Source organism: Pseudomonas simiae, assembly GCF_900111895.1.
GTDB lineage: Bacteria > Pseudomonadota > Gammaproteobacteria > Pseudomonadales > Pseudomonadaceae > Aquipseudomonas > Aquipseudomonas simiae.
Window position 1 is genome coordinate 139,578 of record NZ_FOKB01000010.1, and the last position, 26,839, is coordinate 166,416.

The following is a 26,839-nucleotide window of genomic DNA, read 5'->3' on the forward strand; positions in this document are numbered from 1 at the left end:
GAGCCAGTCGAACTCAATCCTCGTCTGGCTCACGCCTTTACCATGTGCGAAAGGAATCGTCCATGAACCCACAAACACACGCCGACAGCCTCCCCGCGCGCTTGGTCGGGTTGGTGTACAGCATCGCTTGCTACGTGGTTTTCCTACTCACCTTTTTATACCTGATGGGGTTCTTGGGCAGCGTCGTGGTGCCCAAGAACATCAACGCGGGGCGACTTATCGACTGGCCTCTGGCAACGTTGATCAACGGTTTGCTGATCATCCTGTTTGGTCTACAGCACAGTGTCATGGCGCGTAAACGCTTCAAGAGCAGGTTGACTGCACTCATTCCGACGGCGGCTGAACGCTCCACCTATGTGTTGTTCAGCAGTCTGGTACTGGGGGTGATGTTCTGGCTGTGGCACCCCATCACCTATCAGGTATGGCATATCGAAACAGCCTGGGCGAGGGCTTTGATAACGGGGCTGTTCTGGGCGGGGTGGGCCATTGTGTTATTGGCGACGCTGTTGATCAGCCACTTCGAACTCTTCGGGCTCAAGCAAGCGATTGACCGCTGGCGCGACACAGCGCAACACGCGCCAGTGTTCAGGACCCCGCTGCTCTATAAGATCATTCGTCACCCGCTGTATCTTGGGTTCCTGATTGCCTTTTGGGCTACGCCGGACATGACGGTCGGTCATTTACAGTTTGCGATGGGGCTGACGGTCTATCTCTTTATCGGCACCTACTTTGAAGAGAAGGATCTGACGGTGTTGTTTGGAGACAGGTATCGCGAGTATCAGGGAGAGGTCAGCATGATTTTTCCGATGCCGAAGAGACGTTCAAAATGAAGCAACGCAGATACTGAACAGGTCCCCGCCACAGGGGGAGAGAGTTCGCTCCCACGCAGAGTGAACTGACCCCACAAAGTTGGACGTTTACCCATCTATGCCTGAGCGGCCTGAGTGCTGCCATCCGACGCGATCTAAAACACCGACCACCCAATCCGCTCACTCAACAACTCCAATGCCTTCATCCCCGCCAGCGAGTTCCCCGCCGCGTTCAACTCCGGTGACCACACGCACACCGTAAACTGCCCCGGCACCACGGCGACAATCCCGCCGCCTACCCCGCTCTTGCCCGGCAACCCCACGCGATAGGCAAAATTTCCCGCTTCATCATAGAGCCCGCTGGTGGCCATGATCGAGTTGACCTGCTTGGTCTGGCGCGCGGTGAGGACCTGCTCGCCGCTGTGGGCGCTCACGCCTTCGTTGGCCAGGAAACTGAAGGCCCGGGCCAAATCCAGGCAGCTCATTTGCAGCGCGCAATAATTGAAATAGCTGTGCAGCACCGCATCGACATCGTTGTGAAAGTTGCCGAACGACTTCATCAGGTAGGCCATGGCCGCGTTGCGCGCGCCGTGTTGGGCTTCGGACTCGGCGACGACGCTGTTGACCAGGATCTGCGGGTTGCCGGACAGACGCCGCACAAAGTCGCGCATCGACAAAATCGGCACGGCGAAGCGCGATTGGTTGATGTCGCAGATCACTAGCGCGCCGGCATTGATGAACGGATTACGCGGGCGGCCGCGTTCGAACTCCAGTTGCACCATGGAGTTGAACGGCTGCCCCGAAGGTTCGTGGCCCAGGCGTTCCCAGATGGTTTCGCCGCCGTGGTCGATGGCCTGCACCAGGCTGAACACTTTGGAGATGCTCTGCACCGAGAACAGCGTATCGGCATCACCGGCGCAGTAGGCCGCACCATCGTTGCCGTAAACGGCGATGCCGAGTTGGTTGGCGGGCACATCGGCAAGTGCGGGGATGTAGTCGGCGACTTTGCCGAGGCCGATCAGGGGGCGCACTTCGTCGAGGATCGACGAGAGCATCGCCTGCATGTCTTGTCCTGTCATCTGTGTTTGAATCACTGGCAAACGGGTCGCGGAGGATACTTCAATGCGCCCGAAAGCCCCACACAATCTCGACCACCCGTTCGGCGATCACCAGGTAGACAAGGATCAACAATAACTGCAGCGCCAGGTGATAACGCAGCTTGGCGAGCCGGCGAATACCGTCGCTGATATTCAGGAGCATCAACAGCGTCGACAGGATGATCAGGCCCCAGCCGGCCACGCTGGAGGCAAACACCCCGATAAACAAGTCACGCTGACCCAGCAACGTATTCGTCCCCGCCGCAAACAGCAGTGCACACACCAGCAAGTTTTTCACGTTGTCGAAGATCTGCGTGCTCAGATCGTTTTCCAACAACGCCATATACCGCTTCCATAACGTGCGCATGGCCAGTACCGGGTAGGGATCGCTCGTCAATCAAAGTAGTCCAAATGCCCGTACACTGCACCGTTGCGCTTACTCCATGAGGACTTTTGCATGAAATTGATGATCGGCCTGGCCGCCCTGCTGTTGGTATCGGCTTGCACCACGACCACGCCCACCACGCCCCCCGCCCAAGACTCCGCCGCGTCAACATGCCTGGCCGGCGGCGGCACGATGAAGCAAGTCGGCAAGTTGCAGACCTGGAAGTGCATCACGCCGTACAGGGACGCGGGCAAGGCGTGCACCGATTCGAGCCAGTGCGAGGGTGAGTGCCAGACCAGCGTGACCACGCAAACAGGCACCACACCGATCAGCGGCACCTGCCAGGTGGATAACAGCCACTTCGGCTGCTCGGCGACGGTGGAGAAAGGCAAGCTGGGGCGGGCGATCTGCGTGGACTGAGCCATATCCCCCTGTAGGAGCGGTTAGAAGTGCGCCACATCCGACACCCGCTCATCCAGCACATCCCGCGCCAGTGCCCAGGCGCTTTCCCTGGATTCCACCACCAGCAGCGGGTAGCCCCAGGCCTTGCCGAACATCGCGGCAAACGGCTTGAGCGCCAAGCGTTGCGCGGCGCTGGGCTCCACCTGAATCATGCCTTTGACGTAGGTGCGCAGCGCCTGTTTGTTTTTCTTCATCCAGATCGACGCGTGCTTGCGCTCCTCGTGGGAGTGCTCGTGGTTGTTTTCATCCACGGATTTCTCGTGCAGCAGCACGAAGGATTGCTGGCGGGCCAGCAGGCTTTCGAAGGTCAGGAAGGCATCTTCCGGCCCGCCCTCGTTGGGTGCATCGAAGACGATTTTCACCACTGGGAATGTTGAACTGTCGAGTCGCATGGCAAAGCCCCTTGAGTAGCCGTTGATGAGAGTGAATCTCATCATAAGGCTCAACCCGCTGGACGGCATTGCACAGAATAGCCAGAATGTTTCGCAATTCAGCCAAAACGTGAAGCCGTCATGCAACGCCACCGCCTTGATCATCGTGATCCCGCCAGAGTCAGGGACGCCGACCTGCTCCCGCGCGCCGTGGTGGCCGTGAACGCCACCAGCACGTCCGAGAGCTGGGAGCATGCCCCGCATTCCCATCGCAAGGGGCAGCTGATGTACACCCTGCGCGGGGTGATTCATTGCCAGATCGAGGCTGGCATCTGGATCGTGCCGCCCCAGTGCGCGCTGTGGATTCCCGGCGGCCTGCCCCATGCGGCGCGCGGTTCCGGCGAAGCGGAGGTGTATTGCCTGTTGATCGACCCGGACGCCGCCGGCGCCCTGCCCGCGCAATGTTGCACGCTGTCGGTGTCCGGCCTGTTGCATGAACTGATCAGCAAGGCCGTAAGCTTCCCGCAACTGTACGACGAGGACGGCGCACAGGGGCGCCTGATCCGCACACTGCTGGACGAGCTGGCCCAGGCGCCCATCGAGGACCTGCACCTGCCGATGCCCCGGGATCCGCGCTTGCGGCGCCTGGCCGACAGCCTGCTGGCCGACCCCGGCGACAAGACCACGCTCGGCCAATGGGCCATGCGCATCGGCATGAGCGAGCGCAGCATGACGCGCCTGTTGCTGGAAGAATTTGGCTTGAGTTTCGGCCGCTGGCGCCGGCAGTTGCATGTGATCCTGTCACTGCAACGCCTGGCCCGGGGCGACAGTGTGCAGCGGGTCGCCCTGGACCTGGGCTACGAGAACGCCAGCGGCTTCATCACCATGTTCCGCAAGGCGGTAGGCCAGCCGCCAGCACGTTACCTGGCAGATCGCGCCGGGGCGCCAACGGCCAACGCCGCGGCAACCATTGCGTTGCACGCGCTCCAGACGCCGGATCAGCGCTGAACCGGAATACGAATATCACCGCCGCGACACTGGGTTTTCACACTTTTGGGGCAGCCGGCAAAGCGCAGTTCCTTGCTCAGGCACACGCGCACTTCGGACAGCACCTTGCCCTTGCAGATCACCGCCATGCTGTGATCGCCCATGGCGGGGTTGCTCTGGCGGAACAACTGTTCGATGTCCCGTGCTTCAAGGTAATTGGGCACATTGAATGGCTGCAGTTGCTGCGGGATCTGCACCGTGGCCAGCGCCGCGTCGGTGGCGTCCAGGTAACGCGTGGGTCCCAGGCCGCTGCACGTACCGTGTTTGGCCCACTCATGCTTGAGCAATGCCTGGGTGGGAAACATCAGCGCGCCCTTGGCGATGTCTTCGGCCGACAGCCGCGATTGCGGGTCACACGACGCCGGCCACCCGCCTCGGGCATACTGCGGCCATAACCCGTGCAATACAAAGCCGTAGCCTTTACCCGTGCATTGCTCGTTGCTCGGGTGCGTCAGGCAGAACGTGGGCGACCACGACAGTGACAACACATAAAAATCAAAATCCCCTGCCGGGCGTTGTTCTCGTGGCGCGGCCATTGCGTTGGTGGCAATGACCATCCACACCATCATCCAGAATTTCATCCATCTGTTCCTTGAAAAAACACAACCCTATCGTACCTAGCCAGGATGATGGGGGTTACGCTGTAGCACCTTGTCGAGGATCCGATCGGTCTTCAACGCCTCGATTGCCTGTGAGGGGTGTTCGGCTTCCCCGCGAATATGGGCGTTCATGGCCAGCACATGATGCCATTGGATATGCGCGTGGCAAGGCACCTCCAGCACCTCGTCCACCTCGCCTTCAAGGCGCAGCGGCTGGTCTTCGAATACTGCAAACGTGATGCGCCCCTTACTGCCGATCAGCTCGACCTTGTCTTCGCGGCGGTCGGCGACAAAGTTCCAGCAGCCCATGCCCAGCGCGCCGGACGCGAACGTCCAGCAGGCGGTCACCGCATCCTCGGCGGCGTAGCGCCCGGCCTGTCGCGCGGTAAAGCCCGAGACCTCGACGATATCCCCGGCCAGGTACTGGAACAGATCAAACCCATGGCTGGCCAGGTCGGCAAAGTAACCCCCACCGGCAATGAGCGGGTCGGTGCGCCAATTGGCGGCGCTGGCGTCGTCGGCGCCCGGTGGCTTGCACAAGGTCCAGGTCAGGTGACGCAATTGGCCAATGCGCCCGTCCTGCAGCCACTGGCGCACTTGCTGGAAACGCGGCAGTGAGCGGCGGTAATACGAGACAAACAGATGCAGGCCGGCACGCTCGAAGGTGCGCTGCATCAATGCGCTTTGCTCGGCATTCAATGCCATCGGCTTTTCGACACAGCAATGCTTGCCCGCGGCGGCCACCATCAGGCTGTATTCCAGGTGGCTGTCGGGTGGCGTGGCGATGTACACCGCGTCCACTTCGGGATCGTTGATCAGGGCCTGGGCATCGGTGTAGAAGCGGGCAATCCCGTGGCGTGTCGCATAATCGCGCACAGCCTCTTCACGGCGCCCCATCACGGCGACCAGCGCCGAACCTGGCGCTTTGTAGAAAGCGGGTCCACTCTTTAACTCAGTGACACTGCCACAGCCGATCATGCCCCAGCGTACGGTGCTCATCTGCTCTCCTCGTCCGTTTTGATCAATCGGGCAGTATCCACAACCCCACGCGTCAGCGCCATAACCACTTAGCATGACAATTGCATTACACTTTTATGACATTCATCCCACTGCGGGGGCACAGACGATGAAAATAAGGGCCACGGTCATTTGCGAACACGAGGGGCATATCCTCTTCGTACGCAAGGCCAGATCGAAATGGGCGCTGCCGGGCGGCAAGGTCGAACGCAATGAGCGCCCGGTCGGCGCGGCGGAACGCGAACTGGAAGAAGAAACCGGATTGAACGTGGACGGCTTGCTGTACTTGCAGGAACTGAAGGCGCGCGACACCGTTCACCACGTGTTCGAAGCGTCAGTGGTGAACATCGCCGATGCAAAACCCTGCAATGAAATAATCGATTGCCAGTGGCACCCTTATGGCGCCATGGATGAACTGGACACCACCGACGCCACCCGGCACATCGTTAAATCCTTCCTGCGTCGCCTGTAGTTCAGCGCTCTGCCCGCTCACCACAACAATCGCCACAAAGAAGCTCAAGCCCCTGGCTGCAGTAGCAACGCCACCAGCGCGCTCCACCCCGTCTGGTGGGACGCGCCCAGTCCGCGCCCGGTTTCCCCGTGGAAATACTCGTGGAACAACACCAGGTCGCGGCTGGCCGGGTCAGCTTCCAGCTGGGCGTACCCTGCCATCGACGGCCTTGAGCCATTTTCGTCGCGCAGAAACAGACGCGTCAGGCGCTGACTGAGGCTGTTGGCGACGTCCTCCAGGGAGGACAGGTAACCACTGCCGGCCGGGTACTCCACCGAGAAGTTGTCCGCGTAGTAGCGGTGAAACTCTCGCAACGACTCGATCAGCATGTAGTTGACCGGCATCCACAGCGGCCCGCGCCAGTTGGAATTCCCGCCATACAACCGCGAGTCGGATTCGCCGGGTTGGTAGCTCGCACACAGGGTATTGCCGTTCATCTTCAACGCCAGCGGTTGTTCCGCGAACGCCTTGGACAGGGAGCGCACGCCAAACGCCGACAAGAACTCTTCGTCAGCCAACATGCGCCGCAACAAATCCTTGGTGCGCTCACCACGCAACAATGCCAGCAACAGGCGATTGCCCTGCCCCGGCTCGTTCCAGCGCGAGACCAATTTGGCCAGGTCCGGCCGGTGCTTCATAAACCCCAGCAAACGCTCGCGCAAACCTTCCAGGCCTTCATGCTCGCGCTGCTCCAGCACCAACACGGCAAACAGCGGCATCAGCCCGACGATCGAACGTAGGCGCACCGGCTCGTTCGCGCCGTCGGGCCGGTGCAGCACGTCGTAGAAGAACAGGTCCTGCTCGTCCCACAGGCCTTCCGCGCTGTCGTCGACGCGGTTGATGGCGCCGGCGATATACAGGAAGTGCTCGAAGAACTTCACGGCAATGTCGACGTACACGCCATTGCGCTTGGCCAGCTCCAGGGCGATGCGCATCAAGTCCAGCGCATAGGCCGCCACCCACGCGGTACCATCGGCCTGGTCCAGCTGGTAACCCGGTGGCAACGCGGCCGAGCGATCGAACAACGCGATATTGTCCAGCCCGAGGAAGCCGCCCTGGAACAGGTTGCGTCCCTCCGCGTCCTTACGGTTGACCCACCAGGAAAAATTCAGCAGCAGCTTGTGGAAAATTCGCTCAAGAAAATCCATATCGCCTACGCCAGTCAGCGCTTTGTCCTGCTGATAGACACGCCAACTGGCCCAGGCATGCACCGGCGGATTGGCGTCGTCGAAGCGCCATTCATAGGCCGGCAACTGGCCGTTGGGGTGCATGAAACGGTCCTTCACCAACAGCAACAGCTGTTGCTTGGCGTATCCCGGATCGATCAGCGCGATGGCCACCGCCTGGAAGCCCTGGTCCCATGAGGCGTACCACGGGTATTCCCAGGTATCAGGCATCGAGAGGATGTCGAAGTTGGACAGGTGCCGCCAATGGGTATTGCGGATATGCAGGCGCTCGGGCGGCGGCGCGGGTTGTGCCGGGTCGCCGTCGAGCCATTGGTTCACATCGAAATAATAGAGCTGCTTTGACCAGAGCAACCCGGCCAAGGCTTGACGCTGCACATTGCGCGCATCCTCATCGGCGATGTTGTGTTGCAAGGCGGCATAGAAGTCATCGGACTCCTGGCGGCGCTGTTCGAACAGCTTGCGGGCGTTGACCTGCGGTGCATCAACGGGGGCGAAACGCAGGTAGAGGGTTTTGTTTTCCAGGCCTGCCAGCTCAAGGATGAAGCGCGCCGCGACTTTTGTGCCGCGGTCACGGCGAATCGCCGATTGCACACCCGCCACCACGTAATCATTGATCCCGTCCTTGAACGGTCCCGGCGCCGGCTGCCCATTCAGCCGCGCAACGTTGGTCTCGTTCTCGCAAAACAACCACTCCACGCCGTCCTGGCCCCAGGCGCCGAGATGCCGATCAGGCAACTCAGGGTGGCGCGCCAGCACCTGTTCCCCGTCCATCGTCAATTGCGGCTTGGGCGCGTCGAAGGTCCAGCTCCAGTCATTGCGCGCCCAGAGTTGAGGCACTACCTGCACGCGCGTCGACTGCTCCGAACGGTTGCGCACAGTCACGCGCATGAAAATGTCGTCGGGCTGATGCTTGGCATATTCGACGCTGACATCGCAGTAACGGTTGTCTTCGAACACGCCGGTATCGAGGATCTCGTATTCGGCATCCGCCAGGCCACGGCGGGCGTTTTCGCTGATCAGGTCGTCATAGGGAAAGGCGGCATGCGGGTATTTGTAGAGCATGCGCATATAGGCATGGCTCGGTACGCCGTCGACGAAAAAATACAGTTCCTTGACGTCCTCACCGTGGTTGCCCTCGGCGTTATTGAGGCCGAACAAGCGCTCCTTGATGATCGCATCGCGCTCGTTCCACAGGGCCAGGCCCAGGCACCAGCGTTGCGCCTTGTCGCTGAATCCCGCCAAACCATCCTCGCCCCAGCGATAGGCACGGCTGCGCGCGTGTTCATGGGGGAAGTAAGTCCAGGCATCGCCATCGGCGCTGTAGTCTTCGCGCACCGTGCCCCATTGGCGTTCGCTTAAATAAGGGCCCCACTCGCGCCAACGTTCGGCATCCTGCTGCGCCAAGCGTTGGCCTTCGAGGGTTCCAAGTATCCGGTTGTCGGGTGTGGCCGTCATCGGGTCCTCCATCGCCTACCCAGTGAGAGGCAGTGTAGAGCCCAATGACGTCCGGGCGCACATGAAGACTTAGAAGATCGCGTAGGTGTAGTTGAAGATCAGGCGGGTTTGGTCCTGGTCGGCGGTGCCGGTGTTTTTACCGTGATAGGTGCCGGTACGGAAAGTCGTACCAAACCCTTTCAGCGGACCGGCCTGCACGACGTAGTCCAGGCGGAAGTCGGCTTCGTTTTCTTTCTGGTCAGGGCCACCGGCCACCTTCGACTTGATGTCCCTGCCGTCCAGGTAAGCCACGGACGCCTTCAGACCCGGCACATAGGCCTTGAAGTCATACGAGTACTGACCAAAGTTGACCTGTTCGCCCGCACGGGAGAACTGGCCGACCACGGCGTCGGTGAACAGGTAGAAGTCGCTGCCGCCGGCGCCTTGTGCGTGCGGGTCGGCCAGGCTGCCCTGGTTCACCCACACGAAGCCGCCGTCATCACCCACGCCTATGTGGCCAAGCATCAGGCTGCTGCCGCCCAACTGGTAGGTGAAGGCCGCACTGTAGGTTTTGTTGTCCACTTCGTTGGCGTGCTTGGCGTAGCCACCGTTGTTGTTGAACTGGTAACCGCTCTCGCCGTTCTTGCCGTCGCTGGAGCTGTCGAAGTAGCGCAGGTCGGTCTTGAACGACCGATCATTGCCCAGCGGCAGCACGTGGACCAGGCCGAAGTAGTTCTGTTTGTAGAAGTCCTGCAGCTGCGCGTAGTAGTACTGCAACGTCAGGTTTTTCGCGATCACGTTCTCGGAAGAACCAAACGGTTTGTAGTCCACCCCACCGAATTTGAAGCTGTCGCTGTCGCGGGTACCGCCTGCCACGCTCAAGCCCGTGGAGTTGCTGGAAGCACGGCCTTCGGCGCGGTTCAGTTCACCGCCGGTGAAGGTGACATTGGGGATGTCATTGGAGGTGAGGATGCCGCCGTCAAAGGTCTGCGGAGCCACGCGACTGTCGTTGGAAACCAGGATCGGCAACACCGGCGCCAAGCCGCCACCGACATGCAATTCGGTCTGGGAAATGCGGAACTTCACGTTGCCCGCCGCGCGGCCGAAGGAATCCGCAGGCTCGGTGCCGTTGTTCTTTGTCGGGAAGAAGCTGTTGCCGTTGCCCGAAAGGCCCGCGCCCGCCGTGTGGCCATCACCGCCATCCAGACGCAGTGCGCCGAAAGCCATGACGTCAAAGCCCAAGCCGATGGTGCCTTGGGTGAAACCGGATTTGTAGTCAAAACGCAGCGCGGTTGCGGCTTCGCGCAGGTCGTTGTTGGTCCCCGAGCGGTTATCCGCGCTGTAGTACATGGTCCGCGAGCTGATGGCCGCATGACTGTCTTCCAAGAAGCCGCTGTGACCGTTGCCGGTGCCCAGCGAACCGAGCCCGAAATCATCAGCGAACGCCTGTTGTGCAAGAACGGCGGCGGTGATCGACAACGCCAGTGTAGAAATTTTCATTAACGACAGCCCCTAAACATTTTTTTATGTGTCTGGTGTGCATAACGGCGTTTTCATCCTTGCAAACGTGACGATTCTTTCATGCCGACCAGGGCGGAATCCGTGAAGAATTAGTTAGGAAAGCCGCCGTTAAATGAAATTTCTCACGGGCTGTTTTTTGTCATATTCACGTCATCTCATTCATTTGCAGAATGAAGTCCTGAGGAATCTTCGTTTGCAAGGGTGCTTTGCGCTCAACAAAATCCAGGCAAAGGCCACCTCTACCGCTATAGCCATCAGGAATTTTTCTATGCCCAGCACCGCACATGTCAGCCCCGACCAGATCCGTAGGGGCTTTTCCAAGGCCATGTCCGACATGTACCGAGATGAAGTTCCCCTGTATGGCGCCCTGATGGAGCTGGTGGCCGAGACCAATGCCCACGTACTCGACACCCAGCCGCAGCTGGCGCAGCAGCTGCAACGCACCGGCGAAATACAGCGCCTGGACATGGAGCGCCACGGCGCGATCCGCCTGGGCACCGCGGCAGAGCTGGCGACCATCAGCCGCCTGTTTGCCGTAATGGGCATGCAACCGGTGGGCTACTACGACCTGACACCGGCCGGCGTACCGGTGCACTCCACCGCGTTTCGCGCCGTGCATGAACAGGCGTTGCAAACCAGCCCGTTTCGGGTATTTACCTCATTGCTGCGCCTGGAACTGATCGAAAATCCCGACCTGCGCGCCTTCGCCGAAACCGCGCTGGCCAAGCGCTCGATCTTCACCCCTGGCGCCCTGACGCTGATCGAACAAGCGGAAAAGGACGGCGGCCTCAACGCCGAGGACGCCGATGAGTTTATCCGCCAGGCCCTGGAAACCTTCCGCTGGCACCACACCGCCACCGTCACCGGCGCGCAGTACCAGCAACTGAGCGACCAGCACCGCCTGATCGCCGACGTGGTCGCCTTCAAAGGCCCGCATATCAACCATCTGACCCCGCGCACCCTGGACATCGACCAGGTCCAGGCCGCCATGCCCGGCAAAGGCATCACCCCCAAGGCTGTGATCGAAGGCCCACCGCGCCGGCATTGCCCGATCCTGCTGCGCCAGACCAGCTTCAAGGCCCTCGACGAACCCATCGCCTTTACCGACGCTCAAGGCAGCCACAGTGCGCGCTTTGGCGAAATCGAACAGCGCGGCGTGGCGCTCACCCCCAAAGGCCGCGCGCTGTACGACCAGTTGCTGAACGCCGCGCGCGACGAATTGGGCGCCTTTCCCAATGAGGGCAACGCTGCACGTTATGTCGAATTGATGGAACGGCATTTCCAGGCGTTCCCGGATAACCATGCACAGATGCGCGAACAGGGCTTGGCCTACTTCCGCTACTTCGCCACCGAACAAGGTTTGGCGGCGCGCGGCACTGCCGCTCAACCGCGCACACTGGAAGCGCTGGTCGAGGCCGGCCACATCGATGTGGAGCCGTTGGTGTATGAGGATTTCCTACCGGTGAGTGCGGCGGGGATTTTTCAGTCGAACCTGGGGGATGCAGCCCAGAGTCACTACGCGGCCAACTCGAATCGGGCCGAGTTTGAAAAGGCGCTGGGACGTCGGACGATTGATGAATTGAAGCTGTATGGCGAGACGCAGCAACGCTCTATCGATGAATGCACAAAGGCACTGCTGGCCTGAAATGAAGTGCCCACCCGACTCACCAGCACAATCCTTGCGCCGCAACAGTCCCCAGAGCCGGGTGGGCGGTCGGCATGATAGGCAGAGAGAAGCATCCTGTCCCCCAGACAATTCTGAACAAATATGTCCGTCCCTGCTGTAGGAGCAAGCTTGCTCCTACAGGGGAGGCGTTTTGGTTTACCCCAGCTTTGCGACAATGTCGTCTTTGATCAACAGCCGCTTCTTCTTCAGCTTCTCCACATCCTCATCGCTGGCGCTTGCCGATTCTGCCTTCAGCACCTCCTTATCAGCGTCATCGTATTGAGTGAGCAGCGAGTCCAGGCGTTTATCGCTCGCCCTGCGTTCGTGAACGACTTCCTTGCTAAACCCCAAGTCCTGATACAGGTCGTGTTTCACTGGCATGGCGTACCTCCGCAAGTTGATCAATGGCTTACGCCCTAGAAGCTAGACCATTGCGAGGGGTCTTGTCATGTCCGGGGTCAATACAGCCCCGTTCGTCGCAGCGCGGGCGTTTGGATCAAACCTTTGCCGCCCCCTGCCCTCCACTCTAGATAGCCAACCGAGGGAGACCGGTTTCATGACTCATGCTGCCACTGATATCGACACCCAATGCATCAACACCCTTCGCACCTTGGCCATGGACGCCGTGCAGAAGGCCAATTCCGGCCATCCGGGCACGCCCATGGGCCTGGCACCGGTGGGGTATACGTTGTGGAGCCGCTTCCTGCGCTATCATCCCCAGCATCCCGACTGGCCCAGCCGTGACCGTTTTGTGTTGTCCGTTGGTCATGCCTCGATGCTGCTGTATTCGCTGCTGCACCTGGCCGGCGTAGTGGAATTGGATGCCAACGGCGAGCGCACCGGCCAACCCGCGGTCAGCCTGGACGATATCAAGCAATTTCGACAAGCCGGCTCCAAGACCCCCGGCCACCCCGAATACCGCATGACCACTGGCGTGGAGACCACCACGGGCCCGCTCGGCCAGGGCTGTGCCAACAGTGTCGGCATGGCCATGGCCGAACGCTGGCTGGCCAAGCGCTTCAACCGCGAAGAAAAAACCTTGTTCGACTACAACGTCTATACCCTGTGCGGCGACGGCGACATGATGGAAGGCATCAGCGGTGAAGCCGCGTCCTTGGCCGGTCACTTGAAGCTGGACAAGCTGTGCTGGATCTATGACAACAACACCATCAGCATTGAAGGCCACACTGAACTTGCGTTCAGCGAAGACGTGATCCAGCGCTTCCAGGCGTATGGTTGGCACACCCTGCACGTTACCGATGCCAACGACTTGCAAGCCCTGAGCAATGCCTTGGAAGCCTTTCATTGCAATCGTGGCGCACCCACGCTGATTGTGGTCGACAGCGTGATTGGCTATGGCTCACCGCACAAACACAACACGGCCGCCGCCCATGGCGAGCCCTTGGGCGAAGAGGAAATTCGCCTGACCAAGTCGGCGTATGGCTGGCCCGAGGACTCGAGCTTCCTGGTCCCCGAAGCAGCACGCGCGCAATTGCGTGATGCCCTGCTTGAACGCAGCGAGCCCCTGTATGAAAAATGGACCGAACACCTGTCCTTGCTGGAGCAGTTCGAACCGGAATTGGCCGATGAATTGAGACGTATGCGTGCCGGGGAAATGCCGGAACACTGGCAGAAGCACCTGCCGGACTTCGATACCGACCCCAAGGGCATCGCAAGCCGCGCCGCTGGCGGCGAGGTGCTGAATGCGTTTGCCGAACAGGTCCCCTGGCTGCTGGGCGGTTCGGCGGACTTGTCACCGTCGACCAAGACCAACCTTACCTTTGACGGTGCCGGGCGTTTCAGTGCCGACGACTACAGCGGGCGCAACCTGCACTTCGGCATTCGTGAGCACGCCATGGGCGCGATCGCCAACGGGCTGGCGCTGTCCTACCTGCGGCCATACACCTCGACGTTCCTGGTGTTCAGCGATTACATGAAACCGCCGATCCGCCTGGCGGCGATCATGGAGTTGCCGGTGGTGTTCGTGTTTACCCATGACTCGATTGGCGTGGGTGAAGATGGGCCGACGCACCAGCCGATCGAACACCTTACGCAGTTGCGCGCCACGCCGGGGCTGCTGACCCTGCGGCCGGGCGATGCGAATGAAACCCTGGAGCTGTGGAAGGTTGCCCTGGCGCAAACCCATCGGCCGAGTTGCGTGGTGTTGTCGCGTCAGCCGTTACCGACGCTGGATCGTACAAAGTACGCAGCGGCGTCCGGGGCGGCCAAGGGGGCTTACGTGCTGGCCGCTGCCGACCATCCCAAGGTCTTGCTGTTGGCGACCGGCAGCGAAGTCGGCCTGGCCGTAGCGGCCTATGAGCAGCTGAAGACCGAAGGGATTGCCGCGCAAGTGGTGTCCATGCCCAGCTGGGAATTGTTTGAAGACCAGGACCAGGCCTACCGCGACAGTGTGCTGCCGCCGGCGGTGAAAGCGCGGGTCGTGGTGGAACAGGCAGGCCCATTGGGCTGGGACCGTTATGTAGGCCAGACCGGCGCCAAGGTGGTGATGAACAGCTTCGGTGCGTCCGCGCCGTTGGCCAAGTTGCAGGAGAAGTTCGGGTTTACCGTGGAGAATGTGGTGAGGCAGGCCAAGCAGCAAATCCAACAGACCTGACAGCTTTTGTATAGGCGCCGGGCTTGTCGGCAAGCCCCGCGCCTACACAGGTTTAGAGTGCTTTCGCCAGGAAGGCGGCAGTCCGGCTTTTCTTGCTCTTCGCAACTTTTTGCGGCGTACCACTGGCCACCACGGTCCCGCCCAAATCCCCTGCCCCCGGCCCGATATCTATCACCCAATCACTCTGCGCCACCACGCGCATCTCATGCTCCACCACAACCACCGTATGCCCCGCATCCACCAAGTGATTCAACTGGCTGAGCAAGCGGTCCACATCCCGCGGATGCAGGCCTGTAGTCGGCTCATCCAGCACGTACAAGGTCGCGCCCCGCGCATTGCGTTGCAGCTCGGTCGCCAGTTTGATGCGCTGCGCTTCACCGCCCGACAGCTCGGTGGCCGGTTGGCCCAGACGCAGGTAGCCCAGGCCGATATCCCGCAGCACCTGCAACGAGCGCAGCACGCTCGGTTGTTCGGCAAACACTTCGACCGCCTGCTCGACCGTCAGCCCCAACACTTGGGCGATGGTCAAACCTTGCCATTTGACCGCCAAGGTCTCGGGGTTGTAGCGCGCCCCATGACAGGTCGGGCATGGCGCGTACACACTGGGCATGAACAGCAACTCGACACTGACAAACCCTTCCCCTTCGCAGTTCGGGCAACGCCCCTTGGCGACGTTGAACGAGAATTGCCCGGCATCGTAGTGCCGTTTCTTCGCCGCCGGTGTAGCCGCGAACAGCTTGCGCACATTGTCGAACAGCCCGGTATAGGTCGCCAGGTTCGAACGTGGAGTGCGGCCGATGGGTTTCTGGTCTACCTGCACCAGGCGGCGGATGTGCTCCAGACCGGCGTGGATGTGCCCGCCGCTGGTTTGCGGCGCATCGTCTTCCAGGCTTGGTTCTTCGTCATTTTCCACCACGCGCCCTAAACCGGCGCTCACCAGTTCCAGCAGCGCCTGGCTGACCAGGCTGGACTTGCCCGACCCGGAAATCCCGGTGACCGCCGTGAAGCAGCCCAGCGGAAAATCGACATTCAGGTCCTTGAGATTATTACGCGTCACACCTTGCAGTGTCAGCCAACCGGTGGGTTCACGGCGCTCTTGCTTGGAGAGACGCTTTTCAGCGAACAGATAGGCGCGGGTCTGCGACGCCTGCACCTGTGCCAGCCCCGCAGGCGGGCCGCTGTACAGCACCTGGCCGCCATGTTCGCCGGCCGCCGGGCCAACGTCGATCAGCCAGTCGGCGCGGCGCATGGTTTCCAGGTCATGCTCCACCACAAACAATGAATTGCCCGCCGCTTTCAAACGGTCCAGTGCGGTGAACAGTGCCTCGCCATCCGCTGGATGCAAGCCTGCCGAAGGCTCATCCAGCACATAGATCACGCCGAACAACTGCGAGCCCAATTGCGTGGCCAGGCGCAGACGCTGCAACTCGCCGGACGACAAGGTTGGCGTGCTGCGCTCCAGGGACAGATAACCCAGGCCCAACTCGGTCAAGGTGCTGACCCGCTCCAGCAAGTCCTGGGCAATACGCTGGGCGGCGAGGCGTTTTTCCACCGAGAGTTTCATCGTGTCCTGCCCCGCCGCCACCGGCCGCAGTAACTCGGCCAATTGCGCCAATGACAACTGTGACAACTCACCTATGTCCACCCCGGCAAACTTCACCGACAGCGCAGCCTTGGTCAGGCGTTTGCCCTCGCACAACGGGCAGGCGCTGCCCTGCATGAACTGTGACACGCGCTTCTTCATCAGCGCGCTCTGGGTGTGGGCGAAGGTGTGCAGGATGTAACGCCGGGCGCCCATGAAGGTGCCCTGATAGCTCGGCTCCAGTTTGCGTTTCAGCGCATCGCGGGTCTGCTCCGGGGTAAAGCCGGCATAGACCGGTACGGTGGGAGTTTCTTCGGTGAACAGGATCCAGTCGCGCTGCTTTTTCGGCAGGTCGCGCCAGGGGATATCCACGTCGTAGCCAAGGGTCACCAGAATGTCCCGCTGGTTCTGGCCTTGCCACGCCAATGGCCAGGACGCCACCGCGCGCTGGCGGATGGTCAGCGAAGGGTCCGGCACCATCAGTGCTTCGGTCACTTCATACACACGGCCCAAGCCATGGCATTGCGGGCACGCACCCTGGGGCAGGTTCGGCGAGAAGTCCTCGGCGTACAGCATCGGCTGTCCCGGCGGATAACTGCCGGCGCGGGAATACAACATGCGGATCAGGCTCGACAACGTCGTCACGCTGCCCACTGATGAGCGCGCGCTCGGCGTACCGCGCTGCTGTTGCAGGGCCACGGCGGGCGGCAGGCCTTCGATGCTGTCCACGTCCGGCACGCCCACCTGGTCGATCAGCCGTCGGGCATACGGCGCCACCGACTCGAAATAACGCCGCTGCGCTTCGGCATACACCGTGGAAAACGCCAGGGACGACTTGCCGGAACCCGACACGCCGGTGAACACCACCAAGGCATCCCGGGGAATATCCACATCAACATTCCGCAGGTTGTGTTCGCGGGCGCCACGCACACGGACGAAACCGGTTTGCTGGGCAGTGATTGCAGGCGTGTTGCGCTGTGAAGTCATGGACAACCTTGTCGGGCGGTGAGCACGCTGCGCACCCGTTGCGTCAGCGCTTCGGGGCTGTAGGGCTTGCTCAGCAGATGAATATCGGCGCTCAGCAGATGATTGCTGGAGAGAATGTCACGGGTGTGGCCGGAGGTGAACAGGACTGCCACCGGCGGGTTTTGCGCACGCGCCCAGTTGGCCAGGTCGGTGCTTTTGACGCGGCCGGGCATGACCACATCGGTGAAAATCAGCTCCGGCTGCAAACCGGCTTGTAGCTTGAGCATGGCCTGGTCACCGTCATCGGCCGTGAGCACGGTGTAGCCGGACTGTTCGAGTAACTCGACGACGGTCAGGCGCACGCCTTCATTGTCCTCGACCACCAGGATGGTTTCCTGGCCGCTACTAAGGGGGAGTTGGTCGATATGCACATCGAGGCTTTCCGGCTCCAGGCTGTGAGGGAAATACATCTGCACCACCGAGCCCTTGCCCTCCTCGCTCCACATCTCCACATGCCCGCCACTCTGGCGCACAAAGCCGAACACCATGCTCAGGCCCAGGCCGGTGCCATGGCCTTCGCGCTTGGTGGTAAAGAAGGGTTCGAACGCACGTTTCAACGTGGACTCGGACATACCCACACCGGTGTCGATGACCGCCAGGCGCACATATTCGCCCGGCTTGATGCCTTTACCCGCGCAATCGTCCGGATTAAGGATGATGTTCTCGCCGGTGATACGAATCACGCCCTCGCCGTTCATGGCGTCCCGGGCATTGATCGCCAGGTTGAGCAGTGCATTTTCCAGTTGGTTGCGGTCGACGTTGATAAACCACGAGTCCTGGGGCAGTTGCACATCGATATGGATGGTTTCCCCCAGCGCCCGTTGCAGCAGCTCGCCGAGGCCTGCGTAGATACGTTGCGGGTTGTAGACCGCCGGTGACAAAGGTTGGCGACGGGCAAACGCAAGCAATTGCGATGACAGCTTGGACCCGCGCTCCACCGCCGCAATGGCCGCGGCGACACGGCGCTGCACCTGGGCGTTGTCCGGTTCGTGGCGGGCCAGCAAATGCAGGTTGCCGGCGATCACCTGCAGCAGGTTGTTGAAGTCGTGGGCCACACCGCCGGTCAGGCCGCCGATGGCTTCGAGCTTCTGCGACTGACGCAGTTGGTCCTCGGCGGCCGAGCGCGCCTGCACTTCAGCGGCGACCCGCTGCTCCAGGTTATGCGTGAGCTCCTGGCGCACCTGTTCGGATTTCACCAGCTCGGTCGTCTCCACCACAATCGCCAACACCCCCGCCGGTTGCTGGTTGTCGCCGGCGACGGGGCTGTAATACAGGTCCAGCCATACGGTTTCTGGCTTGCCGTTGCGCAACAGCACCAGGTCCTTGTTGTTGAATGACAGCGTGCCGCCTGCCAGGCAAGTGTCCACCACGTGACGGTTGAACTCGGCGACTTCCGGCCACCCCAGTTCTACCGGCGTTCCCAGCAGGTACGGGTGGCGACCACCGGCAAAGACCGAATAGCTGTCGTTGTAGATCATGTACCCCCATTGCCCCCACAGCATCACCATGGGCACGGGTGATGCCAGCATCATCTGCACGGTGCAGGTCAGGCTGGTGGACCATTTGTCGATAGGGCCCAGGTCGGTGGTGGCCCAATCGAAAGCGCGGATTCGCTGGGCCATTTCACCGGCCCAACCTTCACAGCCATGAGGGTTGGATAAAAATTGCATCATTGAACTCTGCGCAAAGAAAAGACAGCTGCGAAATTTGGAGCGCGTCAGAAGCTGATGGTTTCATCTTATATAACTTAGGGAGGAATGCCCGCAGAAACCACAGCCCCTAATGAAAATCCCGGCTGCGCACAGTGATGCCTTCCAGCAACGGCGTCAGGTCGGTGAGGCGCCCGGCGATCAGGTGCCGCACTTCACCCACCGCTTCCCAGCGCCCATCCACTTTCATCAGACGCGAGCCCACCAACGCCTGGCGTTGACGCTCAGCCAGATCGCGCCAAACCACCACATTGAGATTGCCGAATTCATCCTCCAGCGTGACAAAAGTCACCCCACTGGCTGTGCCGGGACGCTGACGACCGGTGACCAGGCCGGCAACGCTGACGTTGCGCCCATGCTCCACCGCCATCAGCTCCTGGGAACTGCGGCAGCGCCGCTTGCGCAGTTCCGCACGCAACAATGCCAACGGATGCGGGCCCAGGGTGGTGCCGACCGTGGCATAGTCGGCGTGCAAATCCTCACCCACCGTGGGCGACGGCAACTCCACCACGGCTTCGTCCGGACTCGGCAGGCCGGCAAACAGCCCGAGTTGCTTGTGTACACCGGCGACCTCCCAGCGCGCCTTGTGCCGGTTGCCCGACAGGGCGCGCAAAGCACCCGCATCCGCCAGCAGTGCCTGGGCGCGTGCATCCAGCCCGGCACGATCGTCCAGGTCGGCAATATCGCTGAATGCCCGGCGGTGGCGTGCGGCTTCGATGCGCCGCGCGTCCTCTTCGCGAAACCCCGAGATCATGCGCAAGCCCATGCGAATCGCCGGCTGTGCCCCGTCGATCGGCTCCAGGCTGCAATCCCAGTCGCTGGCCTGCACGTCCACTGGCCGGATCTGCAAGCGATGGCGCCGTGCGTCCTGCAGGATCTGGTCCGGGCTGTAGAACCCCATGGGCCAGCTGTTGATCAGCGCACAGGCGAAGGCCGCCGGCTCATGGCACTTGAGCCAGCAACTGGCGTAGGTCAGCAAGGCGAAACTGGCCGCGTGGGATTCGGGGAAGCCATAGCTGCCAAACCCCTTGATCTGCTCGAAGATCTGCGCGGCAAAAGCTTCGCTGTAACCGTTTTTCAGCATGCCGGTGCGCAGGCGTTCCTGGTGCGGTTCCAGGCCACCGTGGCGTTTCCAGGCGGCCATGGAGCGGCGCAACTGGTCGGCCTCGCCTGGGCCGTAGTCGGCGGCGACCATGGCGATCTGCATCACCTGCTCCTGGAACAGCGGGATGCCCAGGGTACGTTCCAGCACAACTTTGAGTTCCGGCGAAGGATAAGTGGTTTCCTCCTCCTTGTTCCGCCGCCGCAAGTACGGGTGCACCATGCCACCCTGGATCGGCCCAGGTCGCACGATGGCGACCTCGATCACCAGGTCGTAGAACTTCTGCGGCTTGAGCCTGGGCAACATCGACATCTGCGCCCGCGACTCGATCTGGAATACGCCGATGGTGTCGGCCTTGCTGATCATCGCGTAAGTGGCCGGGTCTTCCTTGGGGATGGTTGCCAAGGCCAGGTCCCGGTTGCGATGGCGGCGCAGCAAGTCGAAACAGCGACGGATTGCGCTGAGCATGCCCAGGGCGAGGATATCCACCTTGAGCAAGCCGACGGCATCGAGGTCGTCCTTGTCCCACTGAATGATGGTGCGCTCGGCCATGGCGGCATTTTCCACCGGCACCAGGGTGTCCAGCGGGTATTCGGAAATCACGAAGCCACCCGGGTGCTGGGACAGGTGCCGGGGAAAGCCGATCAATTGCTGGGTCAGCGTGAGCACGCGGCGCAGGATCGGGCTGTCGGGGTCGAAGCCGCCTTCACGCAGGCGATCCAGCGGGGGCGCTGCGTCACTCCAGCGCCCGCAGCAGTCGGCCAGGGCGTTGATCTGGTCCGGCGGCAGCCCCAGGGCCTTGGCCACATCACGCACCGCGCCGGACGCGTGGTAACTGCTGACCACCGCCGTCAGCGCCGCACGGGTACGGCCGTAACGCTGGAACACGTACTGCAGCACCTCTTCGCGGCGTTCATGTTCGAAGTCCACGTCGATATCCGGCGGTTCATTGCGCTCCCTTGAAAGGAAGCGTTCGAACAACATGCTGGTCAGGCTCGGGTCGATCTCGGTGATGCCCAGGGCATAACACACCGCCGAGTTCGCCGCCGAGCCGCGCCCCTGGCACAGGATCGACCGGCTGCGGGCGAACTGCACAATGTCGTGCACCGTAAGGAAGTAACTTTCGTAGCCCAGCTCGCTGATCAACTCCAGCTCGCTGTTGATCTGCTGCGCGGTCTTGGCGTCGACCCCTTGCGGCCAACGTTTGGCGATGCCTTCTTCGGTCACGGCGCGTAGCCAGGATTGGGCGTTGTGGCCAGCGGGCACCAGTTCGCGCGGGTAGTGATAACGCAATTGGCTGAGGTCGAAGGTGCAGCGGCGGGCAATGATCTCGGTTTCGTCGAGCAAGGCTTGCGGGTACAGCGCGGCCAGGGCGTCGAGGCTGCGCAGGTGCCGCTCGCCATTGGGGTGCAGGCGCGTGCCGGCTTCGGCCACCGGTACGTGATGGCGAATGGCAGTCATGGTGTCTTGCAGGGCGCGGCGGCCACGCGCATGCATGTGCACATCGCCGCAAGCCACCGCGGGGAGGTGCAGGCTGGCGGCCAGTTGCAGGCGTTGTTCCAAGTGACGCGCATCGTTCTGGCCGCAGTGCAAGTGCACCGCCAGCCACAGTCGCTCACCGAAGGTGCGGCGCAGCCATTGGCTATCGGCCTGGGTGTCGCTGTCTTCGGCCACCCACAGCGCCAGCAGGCCGGGCAGCGGTTGATCGAAGTCCTCGCGCAGCAGGCGATAGCTGCCCTTTTCGGCACGCCGCCGGGCCAGGGTGATCAAGCGGCACAGGTGCTGGTAGCCGCTGATGTCTTCCACCAGCAGGACCAGTTTCGGGCCGTTGTCGATGCGCACCTCGCTGCCGATGATCAGCGGCAGCTCCACCGCCTTCGCCGCCTGCCAGGCGCGCACAATGCCGGACAAGGTGCATTCGTCGGTGATTGCCAGCGCGCTGTAGCCTTGGCGCTTGGCGCGCTCGAACAACTCCAGCGCACTGGAGGCGCCGCGCTGGAAGCTGAAGTTGGACAGGCAGTGCAGCTCGGCGTAACTCATGCAAACCAACCCTGCAACCATAATCCATCGCCCTGCCCCACGGTGCGAAAGGCCCAGCCTTGCTGACCGGCGCGCGTCTGGATCAGGTAGTAGTCGCGGCGGATATCGGCGCCGTCCCACCAGCCGGACTCGATGCGCTCAGGCCCCATGAGGATCTGCACACCCTGCTCGCCCAGCAAGGTCGGTTCGTTCAGCAGCCAGCCGGGGCGCTGCACGTTGTTCAGGGTTGGGCACAGGGTTTTATCCGCAGCCGCTTGCCAGGCGCATTCAGGTCGGTGGTCAGCGTGGAAGCGCAGGCCCTGCACCGCTTCATCGCCCAAGCGGGCACGCAGGCGTTCGCGCAGTTGCTCCCATGGCAGGGTTTGTTGCGGGCGGTCGTCGAACAGGTCCTGGCGCTGGGGCACGAACACCGGCAGGTCCTGGGCCACCAGGCGAAAGCCGCGGACCGGTGAGGTGACTTGGACTTGCTCCAGGCGGCCACGCGCCAGTTCAAACAGCATCGCCGGTTCACGCTCGGCACTGAGCAGGCCGACCTTGATCACGCTATCGGGCGCCTGGGCGTGCTCCAAGTGCAGGTCGAAGCGCTGCACGCCACTGTCGCGACCACAGAGGAAGGCGGACAGATCGCCGGTCAAACGCCTTAAAGGAAACAGCAACGCCTGATGGGATTGCACATCGAAATTCAGCTCGATACGCACATCGAACCGGTCCGGCGGCTGATAGAACGCCAGGCCCAGCGGCCGGTGCCCGACCAGTGCATCCAGGTGCTTGAGCAAGCCGGCATCAAAGCGTCGCGCCAGGGTATGCCGAGGCAGCGCCTGCACCTGGGCCAATGTGCGCAGGCCCATGCGCGACAAGGCCGTAGCGGCCTGCGGGTCAAGACCGGCGCGGTCGATGGGCAGCGGCGCCAGGGCCTGCATCAAGCCGTCATCCTGCACCGCCAAACCATCGTAGATATTTGCCAGCACCCGCGCCGCCGCCGGGTTGGGTGCCGCGACGATACGGTGGCGAAAACCCAGTTCGGTCAACTCTCTGCGCAAGCGCGCTTCGAACCGTGGCCATGGTCCGAACAGCCCCAGGCTCGACTCGATCTCAAACAACAAAGCGCGTGGATAATACAGGCTGACCTGAGAACTGAACTGATAGGCCCAGGCGGCGAGGAACTGCTGGTAGCGTTCGATCTCGGCGGGATCATATTCGGCGCTGGCAAAGGTCTTGGCCAGGGCATGTGCAGCTGTCAGGGATTGACCGGGGCGCAAGCCCAAGGCGCGGGCGGCGTCATTGACCGTTTGCAGCACACGCCGCTGTGGCGTGCCGGCCAGCAAGACCAGAGGCTGCTCCGGTTCGGGATGCGCACGCTGCACTCCGTCCAGCGCCAATTGCGGGAAGACAATACACACCCAGCGCATGGCAACCTCAATGCCCCGCCAGCGTAATCGGCGCCGGATGGGCCAGGCCGCCCCGGCACTTGAGCACGCGCACCTGCGCGGGTTTGGCTTCCACGGCCAGGCGCAAGGCGGCGGGAGATGAGTTGACCGCCTCACTCAAGGCGCGCCAGGCAAAGGCCAGGGTCTGCCCGGTTTCCGCCGCCACTTGCAGGCGCCGCAGCGCGCGGTCATCGGCCTTGCGTGGCCAGCACAACACCGCGCCGCAACTGCCGGAACGCAGGCACTGTTCCACCGCCCACAGGGCATCACGCTCTTCGGCCTGGATCACCGAAAGCAAGCGCAGATCCACCCCGGCGTTCTGCCAGGCATGGGGGTACGGTGTATAGGGCGGCGCCACCAGCACAATGCGCTCCCGCGCCTTTGACAAGCGTGCCAGGGTCGGCAGCACCAGTTGCAGTTCGCCCACCCCCTCCTTGGCCATGAGGATTTCACTCAGGGCCGCCTCCGGCCAGCCGCCCGTGGGCAACACCGCATCCAGCGCCGCCAGCCCGGTGGGGTGCACACTGGCTGGCGGCGTGGCAGGCCGGCCTTTCCAGACACGCCCGCCATTGAACAGCGTGTCCAGTGCAACCACGGCGCCCATCAACCTTGCCTCACCAGACCGCAGAACACCCCTTCGATCGCCAGGTCCTGATCGGGCCCGACCACGATGGGTTGATACGCGGGGTTGCGCGGCAGTAAGCGCACGCTGTCGCCATGGCGTTCGAAACGTTTGATGGTCACTTCACCGTCCAGGCGCGCCACCACAATCTGCCCGTTCAAGGCCTCGGCACTGCGGCGCACGCCCACCAGGTCGCCATCGAGAATACCGTCCTCAATCATCGAATCGCCCTGCACGCGCAGCAGGTAATCCGGGGTTTTCGCGAAGGTCGACGGGTCAAGTTGCAGGCGGCTATGCACCTCGGCATCGGCGCCGATAGGCGAGCCTGCAGCGACACGGCCAAGCACCGGCACATCCAGCCATTGCGGACGCATCGGTTGATTGAGCAAGCGAATACCGCGTGCCTGGTTCGGGTTGACCTCGATAAACCCGGCTTCAGTCAGCGCCAGCACATGCTTGCGCGCCACGCTGCGCGAGGCAAAGCCGAACGCCTCGGCGATCTCGGCGAGGCTGGGGGACTGGCCTTGCTGCGCGATACGGTCGCGGATGAAGGTCAGGATGGCGGTACGGCGGGGCGTTAGAGTTGTCATGGAGTACATTTGTACTCCTGCGGGAAATTTCTGACAATAGCCGCTAGTCGCGTGAGGGACGACAAGGTTTGTCGAAACGTCCTACATGCCTGCCGGATAAGCTCTACTCCCCTCCCGTGAAAAGGTCCGCAAAGTCCCTCGCCTGAGTACACAGTGCGAGGGATTGCGGATGGCGTTGTTTGTTTGGCCCCCGGTTGATGGGGCCGCCTCATGATCGAAGTGACCAGCCAAACCATTGGCTATTTGGTACTGGCCACCCTGGATTCAAAGACGCGAGACGTTGAATCGGTCATCAGCGACTTCAAGCGCTGCCTCAATCACTACGATGCCTGGGCGGAAAGCTTTTTCAGCTTTTCGGCGCTGGATATCGAGCAGGTCTTCAAGGTCGGGGATGAAGTGGCGCTGGTCGCGCCGATCAACCGCTCCCTGTTTCCCAGCACCACCACCGCAACCTGCCAGGCCAACGGCACGTTGACCCTGGTGCACATGTTCCAAAGTTCACGGTTCGTGCCCATTGGCAATACGCCCGTGATGGTGCAACGCATCGATCCAACGGGTGGCCCGCTCGGGGAGCCCCTCCATAAAACCATTGGCCCGAGCGGCATTCTCGAAATCACTGAATGTGATCGCAACCAGCAGTACCGGGTCAGTTTCTACCCCAACGTTTCCACAGCGCATTTCAAGGCGCTGTACGCCTCTTACCAGTCGGTTATCGCGCCGCTGGAAGGTTGGCTGCGCGCTGAATGGACCACCACGTTTGAACCGCTGTGGAAGGGGTATTCCGAAGCCAACTTCCTGGAACGCTATCTCTCGCTGCACCAAGCCTACGCTCGGGGGTTTGGTGAGGCGTTGTATGCGCTCTGGGACAACATCAAGCAGATGTTTCAGTGGCTTTCGGACCCAATGGGTTACGCGGAAAAACTCCTGCATTACCTGTCCCAGGATGAATTTGAAAAGCTGTTGAAGCTCGGCACCGAAAGCATCGCAAAGGGCTTGTTGGTGCTGAGCGATGAGCCGCTGCTGTTCATTTATGTGTCGGCGATGGTCAGCTGGGTGCGGATGTTGCCGCCGCCTTATATGAACGAGTTGCTGGGGGAAATCAGCGCTGAAGTATTGATCAATTTGCTGCTGTGTCTTGCTACCGCAGGAATGGGGATGGCGGTGCGCTTGAGTACGAAGGTGCTGGGCGGCATCAAGTCTCAGCGAGCGCGTAAGTGGTTGGAGCATATGGCTGGGCAGTTCGGGAGGTTCCGTGGGGATGACCACGCGGAGCTGGCTAAGCCGATATTGCTCAGTAGCCGGGCAACGACGATCAAGACGATTCCGGATGTGCCGTTGAAGGCTGGAGATCAGGTGGTTGCCAACCCGGTGCCGCTGGTTCGGGACAAGGCCACGCAACGGACGGTGTTGGTGCGGCAGGAGCCTGTCGACGATGTGCCTGCTTCTGCTCGAAACCCGGCTGGGAATGTCGCTGCGTCTTCGGACAAGACCGCCACCAACGGGTGCCCGGTGTCGATGGTCACGGGCGAGGAACTGCTGACCCTCACCGATGGAACGCTGGACGGGCTCTTGCCGTTTGAGTGGACCCGCTTGTACCGCACCAGTGCGGTGGAAATGGACTGCGGGTTGGGGTTTGGCTGGAGTCACTCGCTGGCGCATCGGCTGAGTGTTTCCGGCGATGCGGTGGTGTGGACCGATCATGAAAACCGCTCGACCACCCTGCCCTTGCCCACTGTTTCGCGACCTGCAATTACCAACAGCCTGGCCGAAGCGGCGATCTACTTGGGGGCTGTGCCCGATGAGTTAGTCCTGTCTCAAGGGTCACGTTTCTACCACTTCCACGACGGTGCGCTGACAGCGATCAGCGATGCGTATGACAACCGGCTGCGCATTTCCCGTAATTACCTGGGGCAGATTGAGCGGTTGGATAACGGCGTCGGGCGCTCGTTGTTTTTGCGCTATGCGTCGGGCCGCATTGTGGCGGTGGATTACCAGATTGAGCGGGCTGTGGATGACGGCCC

21 protein-coding genes are annotated in these 26,839 nt (G+C 61.7%); 7 read left to right on the plus strand and 14 right to left on the minus strand.

The features are described from left to right. Positions 1 to 62: 62 nt before the first annotated feature. Positions 63 to 830: a methanethiol S-methyltransferase gene (gene mddA / locus BMZ57_RS25265; RefSeq protein ID WP_010209907.1), complete on the plus strand. Its 768-nt coding sequence runs from the start codon at positions 63 to 65 to the stop codon at positions 828 to 830. Between the two features lie 134 nt (positions 831 to 964). On the opposite strand, the gene glsB is transcribed toward mddA, so the two are convergent. Both glsB and BMZ57_RS25275 read right to left on the minus strand, forming a co-directional pair. Then, positions 965 to 1,873, minus strand: a complete 909-nt coding sequence (glsB, locus tag BMZ57_RS25270; RefSeq protein WP_010209905.1) for a glutaminase B — start codon at positions 1,871 to 1,873, stop codon at positions 965 to 967. A gap of 55 nt (positions 1,874 to 1,928) precedes the next feature. Then, positions 1,929 to 2,273: a hypothetical protein gene (locus BMZ57_RS25275; protein WP_029529123.1), complete on the minus strand. Its 345-nt coding sequence runs from the start codon at positions 2,271 to 2,273 to the stop codon at positions 1,929 to 1,931. Positions 2,274 to 2,363: 90 nt separating this feature from the next. Here BMZ57_RS25275 and BMZ57_RS25280 point away from each other — a divergent pair, with 90 nt between their 5' ends. Next, positions 2,364 to 2,711, plus strand: coding sequence for a hypothetical protein (locus BMZ57_RS25280; RefSeq protein WP_010209902.1), 348 nt, complete (start codon positions 2,364 to 2,366; stop codon positions 2,709 to 2,711). 23 nt (positions 2,712 to 2,734) lie between these two features. On the opposite strand, the gene BMZ57_RS25285 is transcribed toward BMZ57_RS25280, so the two are convergent. Further along, on the minus strand, positions 2,735 to 3,145 hold the full coding sequence (locus BMZ57_RS25285) for a hypothetical protein (protein ID WP_010209901.1): 411 nt from the start codon (positions 3,143 to 3,145) through the stop codon (positions 2,735 to 2,737). A gap of 120 nt (positions 3,146 to 3,265) precedes the next feature. On the opposite strand from BMZ57_RS25285, the gene BMZ57_RS25290 reads away from it, so the two are divergent. Next, positions 3,266 to 4,132, plus strand: a complete 867-nt coding sequence (locus tag BMZ57_RS25290; protein WP_069673385.1) for an AraC family transcriptional regulator — start codon at positions 3,266 to 3,268, stop codon at positions 4,130 to 4,132. On the opposite strand, the gene BMZ57_RS25295 is transcribed toward BMZ57_RS25290, so the two are convergent. Further along, positions 4,123 to 4,752: a ribonuclease T2 family protein gene (locus tag BMZ57_RS25295; protein ID WP_047541622.1), complete on the minus strand. Its 630-nt coding sequence runs from the start codon at positions 4,750 to 4,752 to the stop codon at positions 4,123 to 4,125. The genes BMZ57_RS25290 and BMZ57_RS25295 overlap by 10 nt on opposite strands. Before the next feature lie 36 nt (positions 4,753 to 4,788). Then, on the minus strand, positions 4,789 to 5,769 hold the full coding sequence (locus BMZ57_RS25300; protein ID WP_021491604.1) for a Gfo/Idh/MocA family protein: 981 nt from the start codon (positions 5,767 to 5,769) through the stop codon (positions 4,789 to 4,791). A gap of 127 nt (positions 5,770 to 5,896) precedes the next feature. On the opposite strand from BMZ57_RS25300, the gene BMZ57_RS25305 reads away from it, so the two are divergent. Then, positions 5,897 to 6,259 (plus strand): NUDIX hydrolase, encoded by a 363-nt coding sequence (locus BMZ57_RS25305; protein WP_010209895.1) that lies wholly within the window; start codon positions 5,897 to 5,899, stop codon positions 6,257 to 6,259. 44 nt (positions 6,260 to 6,303) lie between these two features. Here BMZ57_RS25305 and BMZ57_RS25310 read toward each other — a convergent pair whose 3' ends face one another. Beyond that, positions 6,304 to 8,940, minus strand: a complete 2,637-nt coding sequence (locus tag BMZ57_RS25310) for an MGH1-like glycoside hydrolase domain-containing protein (RefSeq protein WP_010209892.1) — start codon at positions 8,938 to 8,940, stop codon at positions 6,304 to 6,306. 69 nt (positions 8,941 to 9,009) lie between these two features. Continuing rightward, complete coding sequence (locus tag BMZ57_RS25315) at positions 9,010 to 10,419, minus strand: OprD family outer membrane porin (RefSeq protein ID WP_021491606.1); 1,410 nt, start codon at positions 10,417 to 10,419, stop codon at positions 9,010 to 9,012. Between the two features lie 289 nt (positions 10,420 to 10,708). Between BMZ57_RS25315 and hglS the strand changes: the two genes are divergently transcribed. After that, positions 10,709 to 12,085, plus strand: coding sequence for a 2-oxoadipate dioxygenase/decarboxylase HglS (gene hglS, locus BMZ57_RS25320; RefSeq protein ID WP_042572210.1), 1,377 nt, complete (start codon positions 10,709 to 10,711; stop codon positions 12,083 to 12,085). Between the two features lie 177 nt (positions 12,086 to 12,262). On the opposite strand, the gene BMZ57_RS25325 is transcribed toward hglS, so the two are convergent. Further along, a complete protein-coding gene (locus BMZ57_RS25325; protein ID WP_069673384.1) occupies positions 12,263 to 12,487 on the minus strand; it encodes a DUF465 domain-containing protein in 225 nt (74 codons plus the stop codon). Positions 12,488 to 12,662: 175 nt separating this feature from the next. On the opposite strand from BMZ57_RS25325, the gene tkt reads away from it, so the two are divergent. Beyond that, the gene (tkt, locus tag BMZ57_RS25330) at positions 12,663 to 14,720 is read left to right on the plus strand and encodes a transketolase (protein ID WP_021491608.1); all 2,058 of its coding nucleotides are present in this window, start codon (positions 12,663 to 12,665) and stop codon (positions 14,718 to 14,720) included. A 52-nt stretch (positions 14,721 to 14,772) separates the two neighbouring features. On the opposite strand, the gene uvrA is transcribed toward tkt, so the two are convergent. From uvrA to lexA, 6 genes are all read right to left on the minus strand, one after another. Next, positions 14,773 to 17,289: an excinuclease ABC subunit UvrA gene (gene uvrA, locus BMZ57_RS25335; protein WP_069673383.1), complete on the minus strand. Its 2,517-nt coding sequence runs from the start codon at positions 17,287 to 17,289 to the stop codon at positions 14,773 to 14,775. Next, positions 17,286 to 18,998, minus strand: coding sequence for an ATP-binding protein (locus BMZ57_RS25340; protein ID WP_010209882.1), 1,713 nt, complete (start codon positions 18,996 to 18,998; stop codon positions 17,286 to 17,288). Before BMZ57_RS25340 ends, uvrA begins: the two co-directional genes overlap by 4 nt. Before the next feature lie 109 nt (positions 18,999 to 19,107). Next, a complete protein-coding gene (locus tag BMZ57_RS25345; protein ID WP_200887958.1) occupies positions 19,108 to 22,200 on the minus strand; it encodes an error-prone DNA polymerase in 3,093 nt (1,030 codons plus the stop codon). Beyond that, positions 22,176 to 23,588 carry a Y-family DNA polymerase gene (locus tag BMZ57_RS25350; RefSeq protein ID WP_042572206.1) on the minus strand — a complete coding sequence of 471 codons (1,413 nt, stop codon included), beginning with the start codon at positions 23,586 to 23,588 and terminating at the stop codon, positions 22,176 to 22,178. Before BMZ57_RS25350 ends, BMZ57_RS25345 begins: the two co-directional genes overlap by 25 nt. A 7-nt stretch (positions 23,589 to 23,595) precedes the next feature. Next, the gene (imuA, locus tag BMZ57_RS25355) at positions 23,596 to 24,210 is read right to left on the minus strand and encodes a translesion DNA synthesis-associated protein ImuA (protein ID WP_010209873.1); all 615 of its coding nucleotides are present in this window, start codon (positions 24,208 to 24,210) and stop codon (positions 23,596 to 23,598) included. Then, entirely contained in the window at positions 24,210 to 24,827 is a 618-nt protein-coding gene (gene lexA / locus BMZ57_RS25360; protein ID WP_021492567.1) for a transcriptional repressor LexA, read from the minus strand. The genes imuA and lexA overlap by 1 nt, the downstream gene beginning before the upstream one ends. Positions 24,828 to 25,028: 201 nt before the next feature. Between lexA and BMZ57_RS25365 the strand changes: the two genes are divergently transcribed. Next, positions 25,029 to 26,839, plus strand: a 1,811-nt coding sequence (locus tag BMZ57_RS25365; RefSeq protein WP_254775569.1) for a DUF6531 domain-containing protein, incomplete at its 3' end; no start/stop codon positions are given.

Excerpts from the sequence above, each read along its gene's own strand:
- mddA (WP_010209907.1), top strand. The coding sequence starts at position 63 with ATGAACCCACAAACACACGCCGACAGCCTCCCCGCGCGCTTGGTCGGG.
- glsB (WP_010209905.1), bottom strand. The coding sequence starts at position 1,873 with ATGCAGGCGATGCTCTCGTCGATCCTCGACGAAGTGCGCCCCCTGATC.
- BMZ57_RS25275 (WP_029529123.1), bottom strand. The coding sequence starts at position 2,273 with ATGCGCACGTTATGGAAGCGGTATATGGCGTTGTTGGAAAACGATCTG.
- BMZ57_RS25280 (WP_010209902.1), top strand. The coding sequence starts at position 2,364 with ATGAAATTGATGATCGGCCTGGCCGCCCTGCTGTTGGTATCGGCTTGC.
- BMZ57_RS25285 (WP_010209901.1), bottom strand. The coding sequence starts at position 3,145 with ATGCGACTCGACAGTTCAACATTCCCAGTGGTGAAAATCGTCTTCGAT.
- BMZ57_RS25290 (WP_069673385.1), top strand. The coding sequence starts at position 3,266 with ATGCAACGCCACCGCCTTGATCATCGTGATCCCGCCAGAGTCAGGGAC.
- BMZ57_RS25295 (WP_047541622.1), bottom strand. The coding sequence starts at position 4,752 with ATGAAATTCTGGATGATGGTGTGGATGGTCATTGCCACCAACGCAATG.
- BMZ57_RS25300 (WP_021491604.1), bottom strand. The coding sequence starts at position 5,769 with ATGAGCACCGTACGCTGGGGCATGATCGGCTGTGGCAGTGTCACTGAG.
- BMZ57_RS25305 (WP_010209895.1), top strand. The coding sequence starts at position 5,897 with ATGAAAATAAGGGCCACGGTCATTTGCGAACACGAGGGGCATATCCTC.
- BMZ57_RS25310 (WP_010209892.1), bottom strand. The coding sequence starts at position 8,940 with ATGACGGCCACACCCGACAACCGGATACTTGGAACCCTCGAAGGCCAA.
- BMZ57_RS25315 (WP_021491606.1), bottom strand. The coding sequence starts at position 10,419 with ATGAAAATTTCTACACTGGCGTTGTCGATCACCGCCGCCGTTCTTGCA.
- hglS (WP_042572210.1), top strand. The coding sequence starts at position 10,709 with ATGCCCAGCACCGCACATGTCAGCCCCGACCAGATCCGTAGGGGCTTT.
- BMZ57_RS25325 (WP_069673384.1), bottom strand. The coding sequence starts at position 12,487 with ATGCCAGTGAAACACGACCTGTATCAGGACTTGGGGTTTAGCAAGGAA.
- tkt (WP_021491608.1), top strand. The coding sequence starts at position 12,663 with ATGACTCATGCTGCCACTGATATCGACACCCAATGCATCAACACCCTT.
- uvrA (WP_069673383.1), bottom strand. The coding sequence starts at position 17,289 with ATGACTTCACAGCGCAACACGCCTGCAATCACTGCCCAGCAAACCGGT.
- BMZ57_RS25340 (WP_010209882.1), bottom strand. The coding sequence starts at position 18,998 with ATGCAATTTTTATCCAACCCTCATGGCTGTGAAGGTTGGGCCGGTGAA.
- BMZ57_RS25345 (WP_200887958.1), bottom strand. The coding sequence starts at position 22,200 with ATGGTTGCAGGGTTGGTTTGCATGAGTTACGCCGAGCTGCACTGCCTG.
- BMZ57_RS25350 (WP_042572206.1), bottom strand. The coding sequence starts at position 23,588 with ATGCGCTGGGTGTGTATTGTCTTCCCGCAATTGGCGCTGGACGGAGTG.
- imuA (WP_010209873.1), bottom strand. The coding sequence starts at position 24,210 with ATGGGCGCCGTGGTTGCACTGGACACGCTGTTCAATGGCGGGCGTGTC.
- lexA (WP_021492567.1), bottom strand. The coding sequence starts at position 24,827 with ATGTACTCCATGACAACTCTAACGCCCCGCCGTACCGCCATCCTGACC.